This is a genomic window from Streptomyces globisporus C-1027 (genome assembly GCF_000261345.2).
In the GTDB taxonomy this organism is placed as follows: domain Bacteria; phylum Actinomycetota; class Actinomycetes; order Streptomycetales; family Streptomycetaceae; genus Streptomyces; species Streptomyces pakalii.
The window spans coordinates 4906778-4925672 of record NZ_CP013738.1; the positions used below are offsets into that span (position 1 = coordinate 4906778).

The 18895-nt window shown below is 73.0% G+C and carries 14 protein-coding genes; 8 read left to right on the plus strand and 6 right to left on the minus strand.

The genetic code is table 11. The annotated features are described in order from the left end of the window. Positions 1-6: 6 nt before the first annotated feature. The 3 genes from WQO_RS21735 to WQO_RS21745 form a co-directional block, all read right to left on the minus strand. On the minus strand, positions 7-1131 hold the full coding sequence (locus WQO_RS21735) for a substrate-binding domain-containing protein (protein ID WP_010058717.1): 1125 nt from the start codon (positions 1129-1131) through the stop codon (positions 7-9). 211 nt (positions 1132-1342) lie between these two features. Continuing rightward, positions 1343-2116, minus strand: a complete 774-nt coding sequence (locus WQO_RS21740; protein WP_010058716.1) for an SDR family NAD(P)-dependent oxidoreductase — start codon at positions 2114-2116, stop codon at positions 1343-1345. Positions 2117-2204: 88 nt separating this feature from the next. Beyond that, positions 2205-2873 (minus strand): MOSC domain-containing protein, encoded by a 669-nt coding sequence (locus tag WQO_RS21745; protein WP_010058715.1) that lies wholly within the window; start codon positions 2871-2873, stop codon positions 2205-2207. A gap of 80 nt (positions 2874-2953) precedes the next feature. On the opposite strand from WQO_RS21745, the gene WQO_RS21750 reads away from it, so the two are divergent. Further along, complete coding sequence (locus WQO_RS21750) at positions 2954-3844, plus strand: LysR family transcriptional regulator (protein ID WP_010058714.1); 891 nt, start codon at positions 2954-2956, stop codon at positions 3842-3844. A gap of 136 nt (positions 3845-3980) precedes the next feature. Here the strand turns inward: WQO_RS21750 and WQO_RS21755 are convergent, their stop codons facing one another. After that, entirely contained in the window at positions 3981-4322 is a 342-nt protein-coding gene (locus WQO_RS21755) for a WhiB family transcriptional regulator (protein ID WP_010058712.1), read from the minus strand. A 453-nt stretch (positions 4323-4775) separates the two neighbouring features. Between WQO_RS21755 and WQO_RS21760 the strand changes: the two genes are divergently transcribed. The 4 genes from WQO_RS21760 to WQO_RS21775 all read left to right on the plus strand — a co-directional run bounded on the left by WQO_RS21760 (position 4776) and on the right by WQO_RS21775 (position 9112). Continuing rightward, complete coding sequence (locus WQO_RS21760) at positions 4776-5387, plus strand: response regulator transcription factor (protein WP_003948568.1); 612 nt, start codon at positions 4776-4778, stop codon at positions 5385-5387. Between the two features lie 279 nt (positions 5388-5666). After that, positions 5667-6242: a sigma-70 family RNA polymerase sigma factor gene (locus WQO_RS21765; RefSeq protein ID WP_006126954.1), complete on the plus strand. Its 576-nt coding sequence runs from the start codon at positions 5667-5669 to the stop codon at positions 6240-6242. Positions 6243-6380: 138 nt separating this feature from the next. Further along, positions 6381-7883: an IMP dehydrogenase gene (gene guaB / locus WQO_RS21770; protein ID WP_010058710.1), complete on the plus strand. Its 1503-nt coding sequence runs from the start codon at positions 6381-6383 to the stop codon at positions 7881-7883. Positions 7884-7987: 104 nt separating this feature from the next. Next, entirely contained in the window at positions 7988-9112 is a 1125-nt protein-coding gene (locus WQO_RS21775) for a GuaB3 family IMP dehydrogenase-related protein (RefSeq protein WP_010058709.1), read from the plus strand. 67 nt (positions 9113-9179) lie between these two features. On the opposite strand, the gene WQO_RS21780 is transcribed toward WQO_RS21775, so the two are convergent. Further along, positions 9180-9809 carry a hypothetical protein gene (locus tag WQO_RS21780; RefSeq protein WP_107115833.1) on the minus strand — a complete coding sequence of 210 codons (630 nt, stop codon included), beginning with the start codon at positions 9807-9809 and terminating at the stop codon, positions 9180-9182. A 144-nt stretch (positions 9810-9953) separates the two neighbouring features. Next, on the minus strand, positions 9954-11216 hold the full coding sequence (locus WQO_RS21785) for a nucleotide sugar dehydrogenase (RefSeq protein ID WP_010058707.1): 1263 nt from the start codon (positions 11214-11216) through the stop codon (positions 9954-9956). Positions 11217-11458: 242 nt separating this feature from the next. On the opposite strand from WQO_RS21785, the gene WQO_RS21790 reads away from it, so the two are divergent. The 3 genes from WQO_RS21790 to WQO_RS21800 all read left to right on the plus strand — a co-directional run bounded on the left by WQO_RS21790 (position 11459) and on the right by WQO_RS21800 (position 18801). Further along, positions 11459-13165, plus strand: coding sequence for a glycerol-3-phosphate dehydrogenase/oxidase (locus WQO_RS21790; RefSeq protein WP_010058706.1), 1707 nt, complete (start codon positions 11459-11461; stop codon positions 13163-13165). A gap of 248 nt (positions 13166-13413) precedes the next feature. Next, the gene (locus tag WQO_RS21795; protein WP_010058704.1) at positions 13414-15534 is read left to right on the plus strand and encodes a serine/threonine-protein kinase; all 2121 of its coding nucleotides are present in this window, start codon (positions 13414-13416) and stop codon (positions 15532-15534) included. A 231-nt stretch (positions 15535-15765) separates the two neighbouring features. Then, positions 15766-18801 (plus strand): protein kinase, encoded by a 3036-nt coding sequence (locus WQO_RS21800; protein ID WP_058954061.1) that lies wholly within the window; start codon positions 15766-15768, stop codon positions 18799-18801. The last annotated feature ends 94 nt before the right edge of the window (positions 18802-18895 follow it).

Genomic DNA, 18895 nt, shown 5'->3' on the forward strand with positions numbered 1-18895 from the left:
AGGGGGTCAGACCATCGCAAGGCGGTCGGCGTCGTCCGCCCCCTGCCGCCCGCAGGACTCCCGCACCCGCAACGCCGGCAGCAGCGCCACATGCCGCCGGGGCGGCCGCCCGTCCCCGCCCGGATACCGGGGCCCCGACAACCGCTCCACCAGCAGCTCCGCCGCACTGCGCCCCACGTCCCGCTTGGGCGGGGCCACCGCGCTCAGCGGGGTGTCGGCGAGCGCCGCCACCTCGTCGTCGTACGTGATCAGCGCCAGGTCCTCCGGGACCCGCACGCCCAGCTCCGCCAGCCGGCGCACCAGCCGGATGGCGTCCTCGTCGTTGTGGACCAGCACGGAACTCGCCCGCCCCTCGCGCACCGCGTCACGCAGCGCCGTCGCCGACCGTTCGAAGAGCGCCGGATCGCGGTCGGCGGAGACCGTCGCGACGAGCGGCTCCGTCCCGGCGAGCCCCAGCACGTCCAGCGCCCGCGTGAACCCGGCGCGCACCGACTGCGCCGTCGGGCTGTCCGAGCGGGCCACCAGCATCGGCGTCCCATGGCCCAGCCGCACCAGATGCCGTACGGCGAGGAGCACCCCGTGCGCGTGGTCGGAGACCACCCGGTCCAGGCCCTCCAGCGGACCGCCCGGCACCCCCTCGCGCTCCACCAGCACCTTCTCGCCGGGCAGCCGGGCTATCCACTCGCCGTACCGCTCGGGGTGGTCCGGCGCCGTCCAGCTCGGCGCCAGCAGCAGCCCCTGCGCCCCGGCCGCCAGCAGCCCGGCCGCGTGCGCCGCGTCGTCCTCGGGCCGGTAGTCGGTGACCCGCAGGATCAGCCGCGCGCCGAGCCGGGCGGCTGCCTCGTGCGCGCCCCGGATCACCTCGGCGAAGTAGTAGGCGGCGGCCGGGGCCAGCATCCCGATCACGGGGCCGCCGCCCACCGGTGTACCGGCCGGGCCCCGTTCGGCCGGCCAGGACACCGACCCGTGGGCCCGCTCCAGCAGCCCCCGGGAGGCCAGCGCCTCGACGTCGCGCCGGGCGGTGACGGTGGCGACGCCGAGCCGGTCCGCCAGGTCGGAGACCCGTACGGTGCCGCGCTCGCGCACCAGGTTCAGCAGCCGGTCATGACGTTCAGCAGCACCTTCGCGCACGGAGACAGCCCCCTGGAGCAGAAATGATCGAACCCTGAGCAACGGGCGATCATTCGATCACAGGGCGGCCGGACACGGGAGGGGGCGGGACCCGCCCGTACCGCGTACCGAGGCGGCCGGACACGGGAGGGCCGAGCAACTCCTGTACGGCTCCCGTATCGCCTACTGCCTACCGCCTACCGCGTCCCGCGCGCCGAGGCCGACAGGCCGCCTACTGCGGACCGTACTTGCGCCCCGTCCGCGAGGTGACCCCGCCGAGCAGTCCCCGCGGCGCGACCTTCACCAGCCCCATCAGCGCCTTGTAGCGCGGGTCCGGGATCGACACCGTCTTCCCCCGGGCCAGATCCGTCAGCGCGGACGCCACCAGCTTGTCCGCGTCGAGCCACATCCAGTTGGGGATGTTGTCCGTCCCCATCCCGGCCCGCTCGTGGAACTCCGTCCGCACGAACCCGGGGCACAGCGCCATCAGCCGCACCCCCGACCCGGCCAGGTCCCGCGCCGCTCCCTGGGTGAACTGCACGACCCAGGACTTCGACGCCCCGTACGTACCGCGCGGCACGAACGCCGCGACGGACGCCACGTTGACGACCCCGCCCCGGCCCCGCTCCCGCATCCCGGCGACCGCCGCCGAGGTCAGCCGCAGGACCGCCTCGCAGTGCACCTTCAGCATCGTCAGCTCATCGGCCATGGACACCTCCAGGAAGCGCCCCTTGTTGCCGAACCCGGCGTTGTTGACCAGCAGATCGATCGGGTGCCTGCGGTCCGCGAGCCGCTTCTCGACCGCCTCGATACCGCCGTCCGTGGACAGGTCGGCGCTCAGCACCCCGGCCTCGATGCCGTGCCGGTCGTGCAGTTCCGTGGCCTGTTCGCGCAGCCGCGCGGTGTCCCGCGCCACCAGCACCAGGTTGTGCCCCTGAGCCGCGAGCCGCCGTGCGAACGCGGCCCCGATACCCGCCGTCGCGCCTGTGATCAGTGCAGTCGTCATACGCGGCACGTTAGTGCCCCGCGTGGTCCGGGACCTCACCCGCCCGCTGCCCCTCCCGGGCGCTGCCCGGGGTGCACCGGGCCGGTCCTCAGCCGTGCTGTGCCGCGTACTCCCGGGCCTTGCGCAGCGCCTCGGAGTGCAGCGCGTCCCCGGCCGCCAGCAGGGAGGGCAGCAGGGTGCGTTCGGTCGTCGACGCCCGGAACTGCAGAGCGGCGGTGATCTCGTGGTCCGGCCGGTGCACGATCTCGACGGGGTCCCCGGCGCGCACCGCGCCCGGTTCGATCACCCGTAGATAGGCGCCGGTCACGCCCCGCTGGGTGAAGCGCCTGACCCACCCCTTCTCCTGGACGTGCTCGGCGAAGGTCCGGCACGGGATCCGCCCCGAGGTCACCTCCAGCACCAGGTCCGCCCCCACCCGCCAGCGCTCGCCGATCAGCGCACCGCTGACGTCGAGACCCTGGGTCGTGAAGTTCTCGCCGAACACCCCGTTGGCCAGCGTCCGGCCGCCCAGCTCCCGCTCCCAGTCGTCCAGATCCTCGCGGGCGAAGGCGTACACCGCCTGGTCGCTGCCGCCATGGTGGCGCAGATCGCCCACCGCGTCCCCGGAAAGACCGCTGCCGCCGACGCCCTTGGGGCCTGGGTCGCGCACCTCGACGACGCCCTCCACCGGGCGCTTGTCGATCCCCGAGAGGCCGTTGGGGCCGTCGGTCCGGGCGTTGGGGCGGAGACGGCCGATGTTCACGGTGAGCAGCTTCATGCAGGTACGCTAACCGCCCCCGACCCAAAGGGGAACATCATTAATTCGCCCCTCCTCCAAGAATTTCTTATGATGGAGGGGTGATCGAAGCTCGCCACCTCCGTGTCCTGCGCGCCGTGTCCACCACCGGCTCGTTCTCCGCCGCCGCCCGCGAACTGGGCTGCACCCAGCCCGCCGTCAGCCAGCAGATGAAGGCCCTGGAGGCCTCCGCCGGCACCACGCTGCTGATCCGCACCGGACGCGAGATGCGCCTCACCCAGGCCGGTGAGGCGCTGGTGCGGCACGCCTCCGGCATCCTCGCGGGGCTGACCGCCGCCGAGGAGGAGGTCGCCGCCATCGCCGGACTGCGGGCCGGCCGGGTCCGGCTGGTCTCCTTCCCCAGTGGCAGCTCCACCCTGGTTCCGGGGGCGCTGGCCGCCCTGCGCGCCGACCACCCCGGCACCCGCGTCTCGCTCGTCGAGGCCGAGCCGCCGCGCTCGGTGGACCTGCTGCGCGAGGGCGACTGCGACATCGCGCTGGCGTTCCGTTACGGGGCGACCGGCGGCGAATGGGACGACCTGGTGGTCCGGCCGCTGCTCACCGACCGGCTGATCGGCCTCCTCCCGGAGGGGCACCGGCTGGCGGAGGCGCCGAGCGTGTCCATCGGCGAACTGGCCGACGAGTCCTGGATCGCCGGCTGCCCGCGCTGCCGCCGCCAGCTGGTCGAGGTCTGCGAAGCGTCCGGCTTCGCCCCGCGCATCGACTTCGCCACCGACGACTACCCGGCGGTGATGGGCCTCGTCGGGGCCGGGCTCGGCGTGGCGGTGCTGCCGGAGCTGGCCGTCGAGTCGGTACGCCCCAAGGGGGCCAGGGCCGTGCCGGTCGAGCCCGCGATCGAGCGCGAGATCGTCGCGCTGACCCTGCCGGACCTGGCCCGGGTCCCGGCGGTGGCCGCCACCCTGGACCAGCTGGCGCGGACCGCCGCGCGCTGAGACCGCGCGGGGCGCGCCGCGCAGGCGCCCTGCGGGGCGCGCGACGCGCACGAGCACGCCCGTCGCGGCCGGTCGCGGGCCGGATGGCTGAAGGTATCGAAGAAACGTTTCTGCGCTGCGTTGGGGCGTACGGGTGTCAGGTGGTGCCGGAGCCCGGTCCCGCGGCGGGGACCCCGGAGGGCGCCGCGCTGATCAGCCGGGTTCTGGCCCGGCCCATCAGCTCCTCGCGCTCGTCCTCCGTCAGGCCGCCCCACACGCCGTAGGGCTCCCGAACGGCCAGGGCGTGCGCCGCACACTCGGCCCGTACCGGGCAGCGCATGCACACCTCCTTCGCGGAGGTCTCGCGGGCGCTCCGCGCCGCACCGCGCTCTCCCTCCGGATGGAAGAACAGGGAGCTGTCCACGCCTCGGCAGGCGGCGAGCAGCTGCCAGTCCCACAGGTCTGCGTTGGGTCCGGGAAGGCGGGAGAAATCTGCCATTGCTTGTCCCCTCGGAGCTGTGCTGCGTCGGAAGCGGCATCCTCGACCGTCTGTGATCGACGGCCTGGTGTGTTCGGACCGTCTCTGATCGGTGTGACCGAAGTCTCGACCGTACATCTACGGTGCTAGTAGATGTAAATATGACTGATTGCGAATCTAGCCACAGACACCCTCGAAAGGGAAGAAAAGCTGCCAAATAGGGCATGCCAGGGAGTGAAGATCCAGTTGACGGGTGAATCACCCGCGCCGTTCTCCTCCGTATTCGAGCCTTCACGTAGAGTGCCGAACCCGGTCGCGCGACCCGTAACTCTTTCGAGTGACCGTCGTTAAAGGAACGGATGCGGTTGACGGATATCCGGCTCGGGCACATGTCCGAGGGGGTCAACCGCACAGGTGACGACTTGTATCAGCCTGGAGGCTCAAGGTGACGCGCATCAGCTGCGGAGGACGGTCATGACATCCGTCCTCGTCTGCGACGACTCCCCGCTTGCCCGAGAAGCGCTCCGTCGCGCGGTGGCCACCGTGCCCGGCGTCGAGCGCGTGACGACCGCGGCCAACGGCGAGGAAGTCCTCCGCCGCTGGGGTGCCGATCGTTCGGATCTGATTCTGATGGACGTACGCATGCCCGGTCTGGGAGGTGTGGAGACCGTCCGTCGGCTGCTGTCCGCCGACCCCGGCGCCCGGATCATCATGCTGACCGTCGCCGAGGACCTGGACGGTGTCGCGCTCGCGGTCGCCGCCGGGGCCCGCGGCTATCTGCACAAGGACGCCTCGCGCGCCGAGCTGCGGGCCACCGTCACCCAGGCGCTGGCCGACCCGACGTGGCGGCTCGCCCCGCGCCGGCTGCGGTCCGCCGAGATGGGGGCGGCCCCCACGCTCACCGCGCGGGAGATCCAGGTGCTCGAAGGCATGAGCCACGGCCGCTCCAACGCGGAGATCGGCCGCGAGCTCTTCCTCTCCGAGGACACGGTCAAGACCCACGCCCGCCGCCTGTTCAAGAAGCTCGGGGCCTCGGACCGCGCCCACGCGGTGGCCCTCGGATTCCGCTGGGGCCTGGTCCGCTGAGGACACGGACCGGACCGCGCCCCGTCCGCAGACCGGCGGACGGGGGACGGAGCGGGCCACCGGCTCCACACCCCGTAACCGGGCGCCCGCCCCGCGGTGCCATGTGACGCTTCCCGGCCGATGACGCATCCTTGAGTCGTGGAGTTCCTCAGGAACGATTCGGTCGAGCGGAAGGGGAGGGCGCAGGACATGACATCCGGCGCACCCGCTCATAACGCTTCGGTGCACAACTCCGGGCGTGGTGCAGCGGACCGAGTGGCATCAGGGCACCATGGTTCGATGCGCGATGACGAGACCACGGTGATCGGTGCCCTGGTGCATCGCGCCGTCGACGGAGACGCGCAGGCCACCCACGATCTGCTGGCCCACGTCCACCCCCTCGCCCTGCGCTACTGCCGCTCCCGGCTGAACCGCCTCCCCGGTGATGCTCGCCACTTCGTGGAGGACCTGGCGCAGGAGGTCTGCGTCGCGGTGCTGATGGCGCTGCCGCGCTACAAGGACACCGGCAGGCCCTTCGAAGCGTTCGTCTTCGCCATCGCCGGACACAAGGTCGCCGACCTCCAGCGCGCCGCGATGCGCCACCCGGGGTCGACCGCCGTCCCCTCCGACGAGATGCCGGAGCGGCCCGACGACTCCCTGGGTCCGGAGGAGCGCGCCCTGCTCAGCAGCGATGCCGCCTGGGCGAAGAAGCTCCTCGCCAACCTCCCGGAGAGTCAGCGCGAGCTGCTGGTCCTGCGGGTCGCGGTGGGGCTGACCGCCGAGGAGACCGGGCGGATGCTCGGGATGTCACCGGGTGCGGTCCGGGTCGCCCAGCACCGCGCGCTCAGCAGGCTCCGGGCGCTCGCCGAGCAGTAGCGGCACGGCGGGCCCCGCCGCCGACCGCTTCGTGCGAAGCTCCAGAACCGCCAAGTGATCTTGATCGTGGAATGAGACACCTCCCGGGGCCGTTAGCATGGACATCCGCACCGATCAAGGCCATTTGGGGAAGGTGTCATGACTGCAAACGTCGACGGAGTGCCCGAGAAATTCGCGACGCTCGGGTTGACCTACGACGACGTGCTGCTGCTGCCCGGCGCGTCCGAGGTCCTGCCCAACGCGGTCGACACCTCGACCCTCATCTCGCGCAACGTACGGGTGAACATCCCCCTGCTGTCGGCCGCCATGGACAAGGTGACCGAGGCGCGCATGGCCATCGCCATGGCCCGTCAGGGCGGCGTCGGCGTGCTGCACCGCAACCTCTCCATCGAGGACCAGGTGAACCAGGTCGACCTGGTCAAGCGGTCCGAGTCCGGCATGGTCACCGACCCGATCACCGTGCACCCCGACGCCACGCTCGCCGAGGCGGACGCGCTCTGCGCGAAGTTCCGCATCAGCGGTGTGCCGGTCACCGACGGCGCGGGCAAGCTGCTCGGCATCGTCACCAACCGCGACATGGCCTTCGAGTCGGACCGCACGCGCCAGGTGCGCGAGGTCATGACGCCGATGCCGCTCGTCACCGGCAAGGTCGGCATCTCCGGCGTCGAGGCCATGGAGCTGCTGCGCCGCCACAAGATCGAGAAGCTGCCGCTGGTCGACGAGGCGGGCCTCCTCAAGGGCCTCATCACGGTCAAGGACTTCAAGAAGGCCGAGCAGTACCCGAACGCCGCCAAGGACGCCGAGGGCCGCCTGCTGGTCGGCGCGGCCGTCGGCGCCAGCCCCGAGGCGCTGGAGCGCGCGCAGGCCCTCGCCTCCGCCGGGGTCGACTTCCTCATCGTCGACACCTCTCACGGCCACAACAGCAACGCCCTCGCCTGGATGGCGAAGATCAAGTCGAGCGTCGGCGTCGACGTCATCGGCGGCAACGTCGCCACCCGCGACGGCGCCCAGGCCCTGATCGACGCCGGTGTCGACGGCGTCAAGGTCGGCGTCGGACCCGGCTCGATCTGTACGACGCGTGTGGTCGCCGGTATCGGCGTCCCGCAGGTCACCGCGATCTACGAGGCCGCGCTCGCCGCCCGTGCCGCGGGCGTCCCGGTGATCGGCGACGGCGGCCTCCAGTACAGCGGCGACATCGGCAAGGCGCTCGCCGCGGGCGCGGACAGCGTGATGCTGGGCAGCCTGCTCGCGGGCTGCGAGGAGTCCCCGGGCGAGCTGATGTTCATCAACGGCAAGCAGTTCAAGTCGTACCGCGGCATGGGCTCGCTGGGCGCGATGCAGTCCCGCGGTCAGGGCCGGTCCTACTCCAAGGACCGCTACTTCCAGGCCGAGGTCTCCTCGGACGACAAGCTCGTCCCCGAGGGCATCGAGGGCCAGGTGCCCTACCGCGGCCCGCTGGCCAACGTCCTCCACCAGCTCGTCGGCGGCCTCCGCCAGACCATGGGCTACGTCGGCGCCGCGTCCGTCGACCAGATGGAGAGCAAGGGCCGCTTCGTCCGGATCACCTCGGCGGGCCTCAAGGAGAGCCACCCGCACGACATCCAGATGACGGTGGAAGCACCGAACTACAGCAGGAAGTAACGCGTCACCGCAGGTGAGGGGCGGACCGGAGTTCCCGGTACCGCCCCTCACGTGTGCGTCGGGGATACTGGTCAGCGCAGACGTAGAGGGAAAGGCCACACATCGTGACTGAGATCGAGATCGGGCGCGGCAAGCGCGGCCGCCGGGCTTACGCATTCGACGACATCGCTGTCGTTCCGAGCCGCCGCACCCGGGACCCGAAGGAGGTCTCGATCGCCTGGCAGATCGACGCCTACCGCTTCGAGCTGCCGTTCCTGGCCGCTCCCATGGACTCCGTGGTCTCCCCGCAGACCGCCATCCGCATCGGCGAGATGGGCGGCCTCGGCGTGCTGAACCTGGAAGGCCTGTGGACCCGGCACGCCGACCCGCAGCCGCTGCTCGACGAGATCGCCGAGATGCCGGTCGAGTCCGCGACCCGCCGACTGCAGGAGATCTACTCCGCGCCGATCCAGGAAGAGCTGATCGGGCAGCGCATCAAGGAGGTGCGCGACTCCGGTGTCGTCACCGCCGCCGCGCTCTCCCCGCAGCGCACCGCCCAGTTCTCCAAGGCGGTCGTCGACGCGGGCGTCGACATCTTCGTCATCCGGGGGACGACGGTCTCCGCCGAGCACGTCTCCGGCGCGGCCGAGCCGCTGAACCTGAAGCAGTTCATCTACGAGCTGGACGTCCCGGTCATCGTCGGCGGCTGCGCCACGTACACCGCCGCCCTGCACCTGATGCGGACCGGCGCGGCCGGTGTCCTCGTCGGCTTCGGCGGCGGCGCCGCGCACACCACACGCAACGTCTTCGGCATCCAGGTCCCGATGGCCACCGCCGTCGCGGACGTCGCCGGCGCCCGCCGCGACTACATGGACGAGTCCGGTGGCCGGTACGTGCACGTCATCGCCGACGGCGGTGTCGGCTGGTCCGGCGACCTGCCGAAGGCCATCGCCTGCGGTGCGGACGCCGTGATGATGGGCTCCCCGCTGGCCCGCGCCACCGACGCCCCGGGCCGTGGCCGCCACTGGGGCATGGAGGCCGTCCACGAGGACGTGCCGCGCGGCAAGCTGGTCGACCTCGGCTCGGTCGGGACGACGGAGGAGGTCCTCACCGGCCCCTCGCACACCCCGGACGGTTCGATGAACATCTTCGGCGCCCTGCGCCGCGCGATGGCCACCACCGGCTACAGCGACCTCAAGGAGTTCCAGCGCGTCGAGGTGACGGTGGCGGACTCGCAGCACCGCCGCTGACGTACCGCGTACCGGAAGGGCCCGGACCGCTGAGCGGTCCGGGCCCTTCCGTATGTCCCGCTGGGTGTCAGCCGGCCTTCTTCGCGCCACCGACGGCGGCGACCGCGCCGAGACCGAGGAAGAGGTACGTCATGAAGTCGGCCTCTTGCGACCAGGCCTTGGTCACCGCATCGAAGTGGTCGCCGACGACCTCGGAGAACGGGATCTGCGCCACGTCGGCGAGGATCATCGAGATGCCGATGAGCTGGCCGATGTAGACCGCGCCGATCGAGAAGACGGCCGAGGCGGCGATGACCGCCGGGTTGGAGCCGCCGACCTTGCTCGCCGCGAAGCCGACCAGGAAGCCGACGCCGACCGCCGCGTAGCCGACCTCGCGCTCGATGGAGCCCGCGATCACGCCGTACAGAATGCCCGCGACGATCGCCGCGCCGAGCGCGACGGCCACGCCGAGCAGCACGTTGTTCCGGGCCGGGGGAGCCGGGGTGAACGGCGCGCCGCCGCCGAACGGGGCGCCCTGGCCCGGCTGCTGGCCCGCGAACGGGTTGCCGGTCGGGGCCGGGGGCTGCTGGCCGTACGGGTTGCCGGTGGGGGCGGCGGGGGCGCCCTGGCCCGGCCCGCCCGCGTACGGGTTGCCGTCGACGGGCTGACCGCCGAAAGGCTGCTGGGGCTGGTTCGGCGGCTGCACGGGTTGGCTCACGGTGGGACTCCCCCTGGGGCGGCTGCGCACTACTGCGCGGAATACGCACGTGTGTGCGCTCTGTGACGCCGCAGAGTAGCAGCACCCCTTGCTTTCGGTCACTGACTATCTTTCGACGGTCCGTCACCTGGTGGGCGTCCGCGTTCAGAGCCGGTGTGCGGCCCCCGCCGGAGTGGCCCCCCGGGTGTCCAGGAGGAGTTGGGCCTTGACCGCGAGGCCCTGGAGGTCGTAGGTCCGGTGCTGCTGGAGCAGTACGGTCAGGTCGGCGGCGGCCGCCGCCTCGTACAGCGAGTCGGCGCGCGGGACGGGGCGTTCGCGGACCCGCCAGTCCAGGACGTGCGGGTCGTGGTAGCCGATCTGGGCGCCCATGTCCATCAGCCGGGTGGCGATCTCCCGGGCGGGCGCGGCCTCCTGGTCCGCGGTGTCCGGTTTGTAGGTGACGCCGAGCAGCAGGACGCGGGCGCCCCGGACGGACTTGCCGTGCTCGTTCAGGAGGGTGGCGCAGCGCTGGATGACGTAGCTCGGCATCCGGTCGTTGATCTCCTGCGCCAGCGAGACCATCCGCAGCGGGTGTCCGGCGGTGCGGCCGACGTGGGGCGGGAAGCCCGGGTCGACCGGGACGCCGTGTCCGCCGACGCCGGGCCCCGGCCGGAAGGGCTGGAAGCCGAACGGCTTGGTCTCGGCGCATCTGATGACGTCCCAGAAGTCGACGCCGAGGTCGTGGCAGAGCACCGCCATCTCGTTGACCAGCGCGATGTTGACGTGCCGGAAGTTGGTCTCCAGGACCTTCGTCATCTCCGCCTCGCGCGGTCCGCGGGCCCGTACGACCTTGTCGGTGAGCCGTCCGTAGAAGGCGGCGGCCGACTCGGTGCAGGCGGGGGTGAGGCCGCCGATGACCTTGGGCGTGTTGGCCAGGGTGCGGGTGCGGTTGCCGGGGTCGAGCCGGCCGGGGGAGCAGGCGAGGTGGAAGTCGCGTCCGGCGACGAGTCCGGAGCCCTCTTCGAGCAGGGGGCGCAGGAAGGTCTCGGTGGTGCCCGGCGGTACGGCGGACTCCAGGAGCACGGTGGTGTGCGGGCGCAGCCGGGAGGCCAGGGCGCGGGCGGCGTCGCCGAGCGCGGTGAGGTCGACGGTGCGGTCGGGGCCGAGCGGGGTGGGGGAGCAGAGCACGGCGGTACGGACCCGGCCCAGCTCGGCGGCGTCGGTGGTGGGCCGGAAGCCGCCCGAGAGCATACGGCGGACCTCCGCGGCGGTGAGAGCGCCCTCGACGGGGCTCCGGCCCGCTCTCAGCTCCGCGTAAGGGCGGGGATCGGGGTCGTAGCCGACGGTGTCGATTCCGGCGGTCACGGCGGCCTGGGCGAGCGGCAGGCCGAGGTGGCGGAGTCCGATGACGGCGAGGTCTGCGGGCATACAGGAAGACCCCCTAAGTGCGGAGAGCGAAGATCGCAACTGCTGTGGACAGCACAATGTCAGACTAGGCGTAAATATGACCTATATGTCGCATTGTGCCGCTCCGGTCGCCGGGGTGTTGTCCACAGGCGGTGGCTGAACTCGGGGAGCGCGGACAGAATCGAGAGGTGGACACGGGCGGCCGGCCCCTCGGCCGGGTGGCACTCCCGTGTCCGACCACCCCGATCCGCCGGGAGGCAGCAGTGAGGACAGCGACACTGGGACCCGCCGAGCGCACCCTCGCGCTCGCCGCCATGGCCGAGCGCGAACTGGACGTGCTGGTCGTGGGGGCGGGCGTGGTCGGCGCGGGCACGGCGCTGGACGCCGCCACCAGAGGCCTGACGACCGGCCTGGTCGAGGCGCGCGACTGGGCGTCCGGCACATCGAGCAGGTCGAGCAAGCTGATCCACGGCGGCCTGCGCTATCTGGAGATGCTCGACTTCGCCCTGGTCCGGGAGGCGCTCAAGGAGCGCGGGCTGCTCCTGGAACGGCTCGCCCCGCATCTGGTGAAGCCCGTGCCCTTCCTCTACCCCTTGCAGCACAAGGGCTGGGAGCGCCTCTACGCCGGCTCCGGCGTCGCGCTGTACGACGCGATGTCGGTCTCCTCCGGCCACGGACGCGGCCTCCCCGTCCACCGCCACCTCTCCCGCAAGCACGCCCTGCGGGTCGCCCCCGCGCTGAAGAAGGACGCCCTGGTCGGCGCCCTCCAGTACTACGACGCCCAGATGGACGACGCCCGCTTCGTCACCGAGCTGGTGCGCACCGCCGCGTCCTACGGCGCCCACGTGGCCAACCAGGCCCGGGTCGTCGGCTTCCTCCGTGAGGGCGAGCGGGTCGTCGGCGCGCTCGTCCGGGACGTCGAGAGCGGCACGGAGTACGAGATCCGGGCCAAGCAGGTGGTCAACGCCACCGGCGTGTGGACCGACGACACCCAGGGGCTCATCGGCGAGCGCGGACAGTTCCACGTCCGGGCCTCCAAGGGCATCCACCTGGTCGTCCCCAAGGACCGCATCCACTCCTCCACCGGCCTCATCCTGCGCACTGAGAAGTCCGTCCTCTTCGTCATCCCCTGGGGCCGGCACTGGATCATCGGCACCACGGACACCGACTGGGACCTGGACAAGGCCCACCCGGCCGCCTCCAGCGCCGATATCGACTACCTCCTGGAGCACGTGAACTCCGTCCTGAACACCCCGCTGACCAGGGATGACGTCCAGGGCGTCTACGCCGGGCTGCGCCCGCTGCTGGCGGGCGAGTCGGACGCCACCAGCAAGCTGTCGCGCGAGCACACCGTGGCCCACCCCGCCCCCGGCCTGGTCGTCGTGGCGGGCGGCAAGTACACGACGTACCGGGTCATGGCCAAGGACGCGGTGGACGAGGCGGTGCACGGGCTCGACCAGCGGGTCGCGGCCTGCGTCACCGAGGACACCCCGCTGCTGGGGGCCGAGGGGTACAAGGCCCTGTGGAACGCGCGCGCCCGGATCGCGGCCCGCACCGGACTCCATGTCGCCCGGGTGGAGCATCTGCTCAACCGGTACGGCTCAATGACCGAGGAGATTCTGGAACTGATCCTCGCCGACCCCACCCTGGGCGAACCGCTGCCCGCCGCCGACGACTATCTGCGCGCCGAGATCGTCTACGCGGCCTCCCACGAGGGCGCCCGCCATCTGGAGGACGTGCTGACCCGGCGCACCCGGATCTCCATCGAGACCTTCGACCGGGGCGCCCGCAGCGCCCGGCTCTGCGCGGAGCTGATCGCGCCGGTGCTGGGCTGGGACCAGGGCCGCATCGACCGGGAGGTCGAGCACTACGAGAAGCGGGTGGAGGCCGAGCGCGAGTCGCAGCGGCAGCCCGACGACCTCACGGCCGACGCGGCCCGGCTCGGCGCACCGGACATCGTGTCCACCTGAGGAGGGTCCCGCAGAGCCCCGGACGGCGGCCACCGCCTGTTGCCTCCGGGGCAGTTGGGGCTCGCCTGCCCCGTGAGGCGGGGCGACGGGCCGGACCGGCCTGGACGGGGAGGCCCGGTTGGTAGGAGGCTGTGGGGGATTCCCTCCGTGGGCCGCGGTGCGGCGGACCCGGACCCGGCACCAGGACCGGTCCCGGGGTGAGGGACAATGAACGCTCTGCCAGGGCGGGTTGATCGCAGAGGGGACGCATGTCGGAGGCGGAGCAGGCACGGGAGCCCCAAGGGGACAAGAACGGTCGTCTCCTCGCGGGGCGCTACCGGCTCGGGGGAGTGCTCGGCCGGGGCGGCATGGGTACGGTCTGGCGCGCGGACGACGAGACGCTCGGCCGCACGGTCGCGGTGAAGGAACTGCGGTTCCCCTCGGCGATCGACGAGGACGAGAAGCGCCGGCTGATCACGCGCACCCTGCGCGAGGCCAAGGCGATCGCACGGATCCGCAACAACAGCGCGGTGACCGTCTACGACGTGGTCGACGAGGACGACCGCCCGTGGATCGTCATGGAGCTGGTCGAGGGCAAGTCGCTCGCCGAGGCGATCCGCGAGGACGGCACGCTGACGCCGAAGCGGGCCGCCGAGGTCGGGCTCGCCATCCTCGACGTGCTGCGCTCGGCGCACCGCGAGGGCATCCTGCACCGCGATGTGAAGCCGTCCAACGTGCTGATCGCCGAGGACGGGCGCGTCGTGCTCACCGACTTCGGCATCGCCCAGGTCGAGGGCGACCCCTCGGTCACCTCCACCGGCATGCTCGTCGGCGCCCCTTCGTACATCTCGCCGGAGCGTGCCCGCGGCCACAAGCCCGGCCCGCCCGCCGACCTGTGGTCGCTCGGCGGACTGCTGTACGCGAGCGTCGAGGGCTGCCCGCCGTACGACAAGGGCTCGGCCATCGCCACGCTCACGGCCGTGATGACCGAACCGCTCGACCCGCCGAAGAACGCCGGCCCGCTCACCGAGGTCATCTACGGGCTGCTCGCCCGCGACCCCGATCAGCGCCTCGACGACGCCGGGGCGCGGGCGTTGCTCAACGACGTCATCAACGCCCCCGACGCGCCCGCGCCCGCCCCCGTGGACTCCACCCAGGTCATGGCGCTGCCGCCGACGCCCGCCGCCGACCCCCTCGTCAAGCGGACACCCAAGCAGCCCAAGGCCACGAAGCCGCCGAAGCAGTCCACCGGAACGAGCGAGTCCGGCGAAGGCGCCCGCGACCGGCTGCGCGGAGCCCTGCGGTCCGTGCGCAACGCCAAGACCCCGGCGGTGGCCGCCGGGGCCGCCGCGGGCGCGGCAGCGTCGAAGGGCTCTCCCGCGGCCGCGGCCACCGGCTCGCCCGTCGCCCCGCCCAAGCCCCCGTCCCCGCCCGGGACTCCCGCCCCGGCCACGAAGTCCGGAGCGGCGGCCGGATCCGCGTCCGCGGGCGCGCAGGGAGCGGCCACCGCTGCCGCCCCGAAGTCCGCGGTGACGGCGAACGCTTCCGTTCCCGGACAGCGCCCGCCGTCCCCGGCCGCCTCCACGCGGGCCTCGATCACCGACGTGGTGCCCCGCCGCACCCTCGCGATCATCGCGGCCGTCGTCGCGCTGGCCATCCTCGGCACGGTCCTGGCGCTCGCCCTGGGCGACGACGACGGAGACAAGAGCGGCAAGGGCGACACCGCCGCATCCGCCGGAGCCTCGACCGGCGGCGCCGACGACAAGGGCGATGACACGGGCGGCGGTTCGTCCGGCGGGAAGGGCGACGGCCAGAAGGAGGGCCAGGGCACGGAGGACGGCCGGGCCTCCGATGACCCGTCCGGTGAGGGCTCCGACGCCCCGAAGACCGACGACCCCAAGGGCGACGAGGGTGACGGCGGCGACTCCCTGCCCGCCGGGTACAAGGAGATCTCCGACACCCGGTTCCACTTCACCATGGGGATGCCCGAGGACTTCCGGCGCACCGCCATAGCGGGCACCAACTCCGGTGGCATCTACAACGCCGGGCAGGGCAGCTTCCCCCGGGTCCAGGTCGACTTCACCAACTCGCCCAAGGACGACGCCGCGGCCGCCTGGCGTGGGGCCGTCGCCAGCGCCAAGGTCCTCAGCGACGGCTACCAGCACGGCAGCATAAAGAAGGTCGAGTACAACGGTTATCCGACCGTCGCCGACTGGACGTTCGAGCGCAGCCACAACGGCGTCCGGGTCAAGGTGCTCAACCGCGGCTTCAAGGTGGACGCCAAGCGCGGCTACTCCATCATGATCAGCTGCAAGGCGGACGAGTGGGACGACTCCGCGTGCCGGACGCTGCGCGAAACGGCGTTCGCCACCTTCACGCCCACGAAGTGACCGCCGGGGCGCGCCCGAGGCTCCCGGGCGCGCCCGATCCGGGCCGGTGTGAAACGTTTGTGCGGGCCGGGTTGGCACGACCCGGCCCGTCGGCGCGCGTTGCCACGTATCGTAAGAGGCCGGAGACCGTACGCAGCCGGAACGGCGGGTCAATTGCCCGCCGGACGACCGTAACTGACGGAATCGTGCAGCTCTGATGGCCGGAGGAACAGCGCGCTCTGGGGAGGCGTCGTGGACGACTACGCGGGTCGGGTGCTTGCCGACCGCTACCGCCTTCCGCTGCCCCCGTCCGACGGGTACGAACTGGCCGAGACCCGGGCGTTCGACACCTACAGCGGCCAGGAAGTCCTGGTCCGCCAGGTGCCGTTGCCGGAGATCGTCGACGCCGAGGTGCTCGACGCCGACGGGCGGCCCCCGATGTCCGGGCGGGCCGGCGGGCGGGCGGTCCGCCGCAGCACGGACCCCGCGGTCCGACGGGCGATCGAGGCCGCGCAGGCCGCCGCCCAGGTGCCCGACCACCCCCGCCTCGACCAGGTCTTCGACGTCTTCGCCGAAGCGGATTCGCTCTGGATAGTCAGCGAGCTCGTCGCGGCCCGGCCGCTCGCCGCGCTCCTCGCCGAGCGCCCCCTCACCCCCTACCGTGCCGCCGAGATCGGCTCCGACGTGCTCACCGCCCTGCGGGTGCTGCACGCCCACGGCTGGACCCACCGCAACATCACCGTGCGCACGGTCCTGGTCTGCGACGACGGCCGCGTCATGCTCACCGGCCTCGCGGCGGGCGCCGCCGAGGAGGCCCTATGCGGGTACGCCCCCGAACCGCTGCCCGACGCCGATCCGGTGGCCGGTCCGGCGGCGTCCGGCCCGACGACGTACGGCATCCCGGCCCCCGATCCCGCCCCGCCGAGGGAGCTCGGCGGCGCCTATGCGCTCCCGGCGGCCAGGACCGACGCGGATGTCCAGGAGCAGGAGCAGGAGCAGGAGCAGGAGCAGGAGTACGCGGACGCTGACGTCCAGGACTACGCGAACGAGTACGCCGATTACGGCGGCCGCGAGGGCCGGGAGCTGCCCGTTCCGCCGCTGCCGCAGGGGTACGCGCCGCGCCGGGACGACGACGGGTACGCCCCGTACGACCTGCCGCCGGCCCGCGAGGCCGACCCCGTCCCGGAGCAGCGGGCGGACGGGCAGGAGATCGTCCCGCGTCCCGCCGCCCCCGCCGTCCCCTACACCGCCGTACCGCCCCCCGCCGAGCCGGGCGCCGCGAGCGCCGCCCAGCTGCGGGCCGCCCGGGCCGGGGCGATCGCCGCCTACCGTGCGGGCGCCCGGGCCGCCGCCCGGGTCACCGAGGACCGCCAGCAGGCCGACCGCGCCCCGGCCGACCTCACGAAGCCGCAGGACCGACGTGAAGCAGCCCCGGACGCCGGAGCCGCAGGCACCGCCGAAGCCGAAGCCGCCGGTGACGCCACGGACTCAGGCACCCCCGGCGCGCCCGGCTCCGCCACCGGAGCCCCCGGCACCGGCACCCCCGGCACCCCCGGCACCCCCCGGCTGACCGCCCCCTGGGGCAGCCCCGGTGAGGACCCCTACGACGACGAGGACGACGAGGACGACGAAGAGGGCCCCCGGCCGCCGGGCCGCCGTGTCCATCTCGCCGGGACGTGGGACGACGGGCCCGGCGCCGGGCGGTCCGTCCCCGCCGGCGGATCGGGCGCGGACGCCCTGCGCGCCGACTCCCGGCGGCCGGGCGTGTCCGGCGTACCGGGCTCCGCCGCGAGGGAGCCGGCCCGCACCGCGCCGCTCCCGGCCGCGCGGACCACCACCCGGGCCTGGGAGGACGCCGTCGCGGGCGGCGGCGAACCGGCCGTCTACCGCGGTCCCGCCACCCCGCTCGCCGCCGAACGCGCCCGCCAGGCACGGATCGCCGTCGTCGGGGCCGTCACCGAGCGCTGGGCCCCCGAGCAGGCGGGCCCGGTCCACGAGAACTGGCAGCTCGCGCCGCCGATCGGCCCGTCCACCGACCTGTGGGCGCTCGGTGCGCTGCTCTACCGCGCCGTCCAGGGCCACGCGCCCTACCCCGAGGAGAACGCCGCCGAGCTCGTCCAGATGGTGTGCGGCGAGCCGCCCGCCTTCGCGGAGGAGTGCGGTCCGCTGCGGCCCGTCGTCGAGTCGCTGCTGCGCCAGGACCCCACCGAGCGGCCGGACTTCGAGGAGCTGCGCGGCTGGCTCCGCTCGCTGGTGCGCTCCGCGCCGGAGCCGGAGGCGGGCGCCGACGTCGTCCCGCTGCCGGCGCCCGACGCCACCCGGCTCCCCGTCGTACGCCGCCGGGGCGAGCTGGTCCGGCGGCGCCGGGGCCGGTTCGGCGGCTCCGGCGCGGGCAGGCACCGCCAGGGGAAGCGTCAGCAGCCGCCGAAGCAGCGCGGCGGCAGGCAGCACGACCGCCACGAGTCGCTGCTGCCGCCCGACCGTTCCGTGCGCAGGCCCGTGGAGACCTGGGAGGACGAGCGCCCGGCCCGCGCGCCGCGTGCCCCCAAGGGCCCCCGGGTGCTGCGGGAACCCCCGCGCCGGGGCGAGGGATCCCCGCGCAAGCTGGGCCGGCTGCTGCTCGTCCTGATCCTCCTGCTGATGGCCGCCGCCATCGCGTACGCCGTGATGTTCATGCCGAAGACGGACCCGGGCCAGGACAGCGGGGCGCCCGCGCCCACCGGGTCCGCCGCGCCGCCCGCCGCCTCGGGGGAGCCCGAGCCGTCCGCATCCGCCGACGGCTCCGCCGATCCCGGCTCCCAGCAGCCGCAGACCAGCCGGTCCGCCGCCGCCCTCGCCCCCGGCTACACGCTCCGCAAGGACGCGGAGGGCTTCGAGGTCGGCGTACCGAAGGACTGGCAGCGCAGCCCGGCCAACGCGAACCGTCAGATCCGTTACGGGAGCGACGGGTTCACCCTGCTCGTGGTGCCCGGCAGGGACACCGTGAAGTCGGGCGGCAGCGATCCGCTGGACTACCAGCGGGACAAGGAGCCCGAGCTCCAGCCGTTCCGGGACTCCAGCTGGTCCTCCTCGTCCGGACTCCGCCGGGTCGACGTCGGCCGGCAGGCCATGGCCGAGGGGCAGTTCACCTGGCAGGAGAGCGGCGGGCGCGAGGTGTTCGTCCGCAACCTCGCCATGATCGTCGACGGCCGGTACCACGTCATCCAGGTCATCGGCCCCGAGAGCGACCGGGACAGGGTCACCGAGATCTACGAGCAGGCCATCGCCTCCTACCGGGTCGCCGGCTGACCCCACGTCATCGGCACCGGCTCCCGACGGGCGTTGTGCGGTGCCGACAACCATCACAGTGCGGTCTCGTGGGCGATCCCCCGTATCCCCGCCG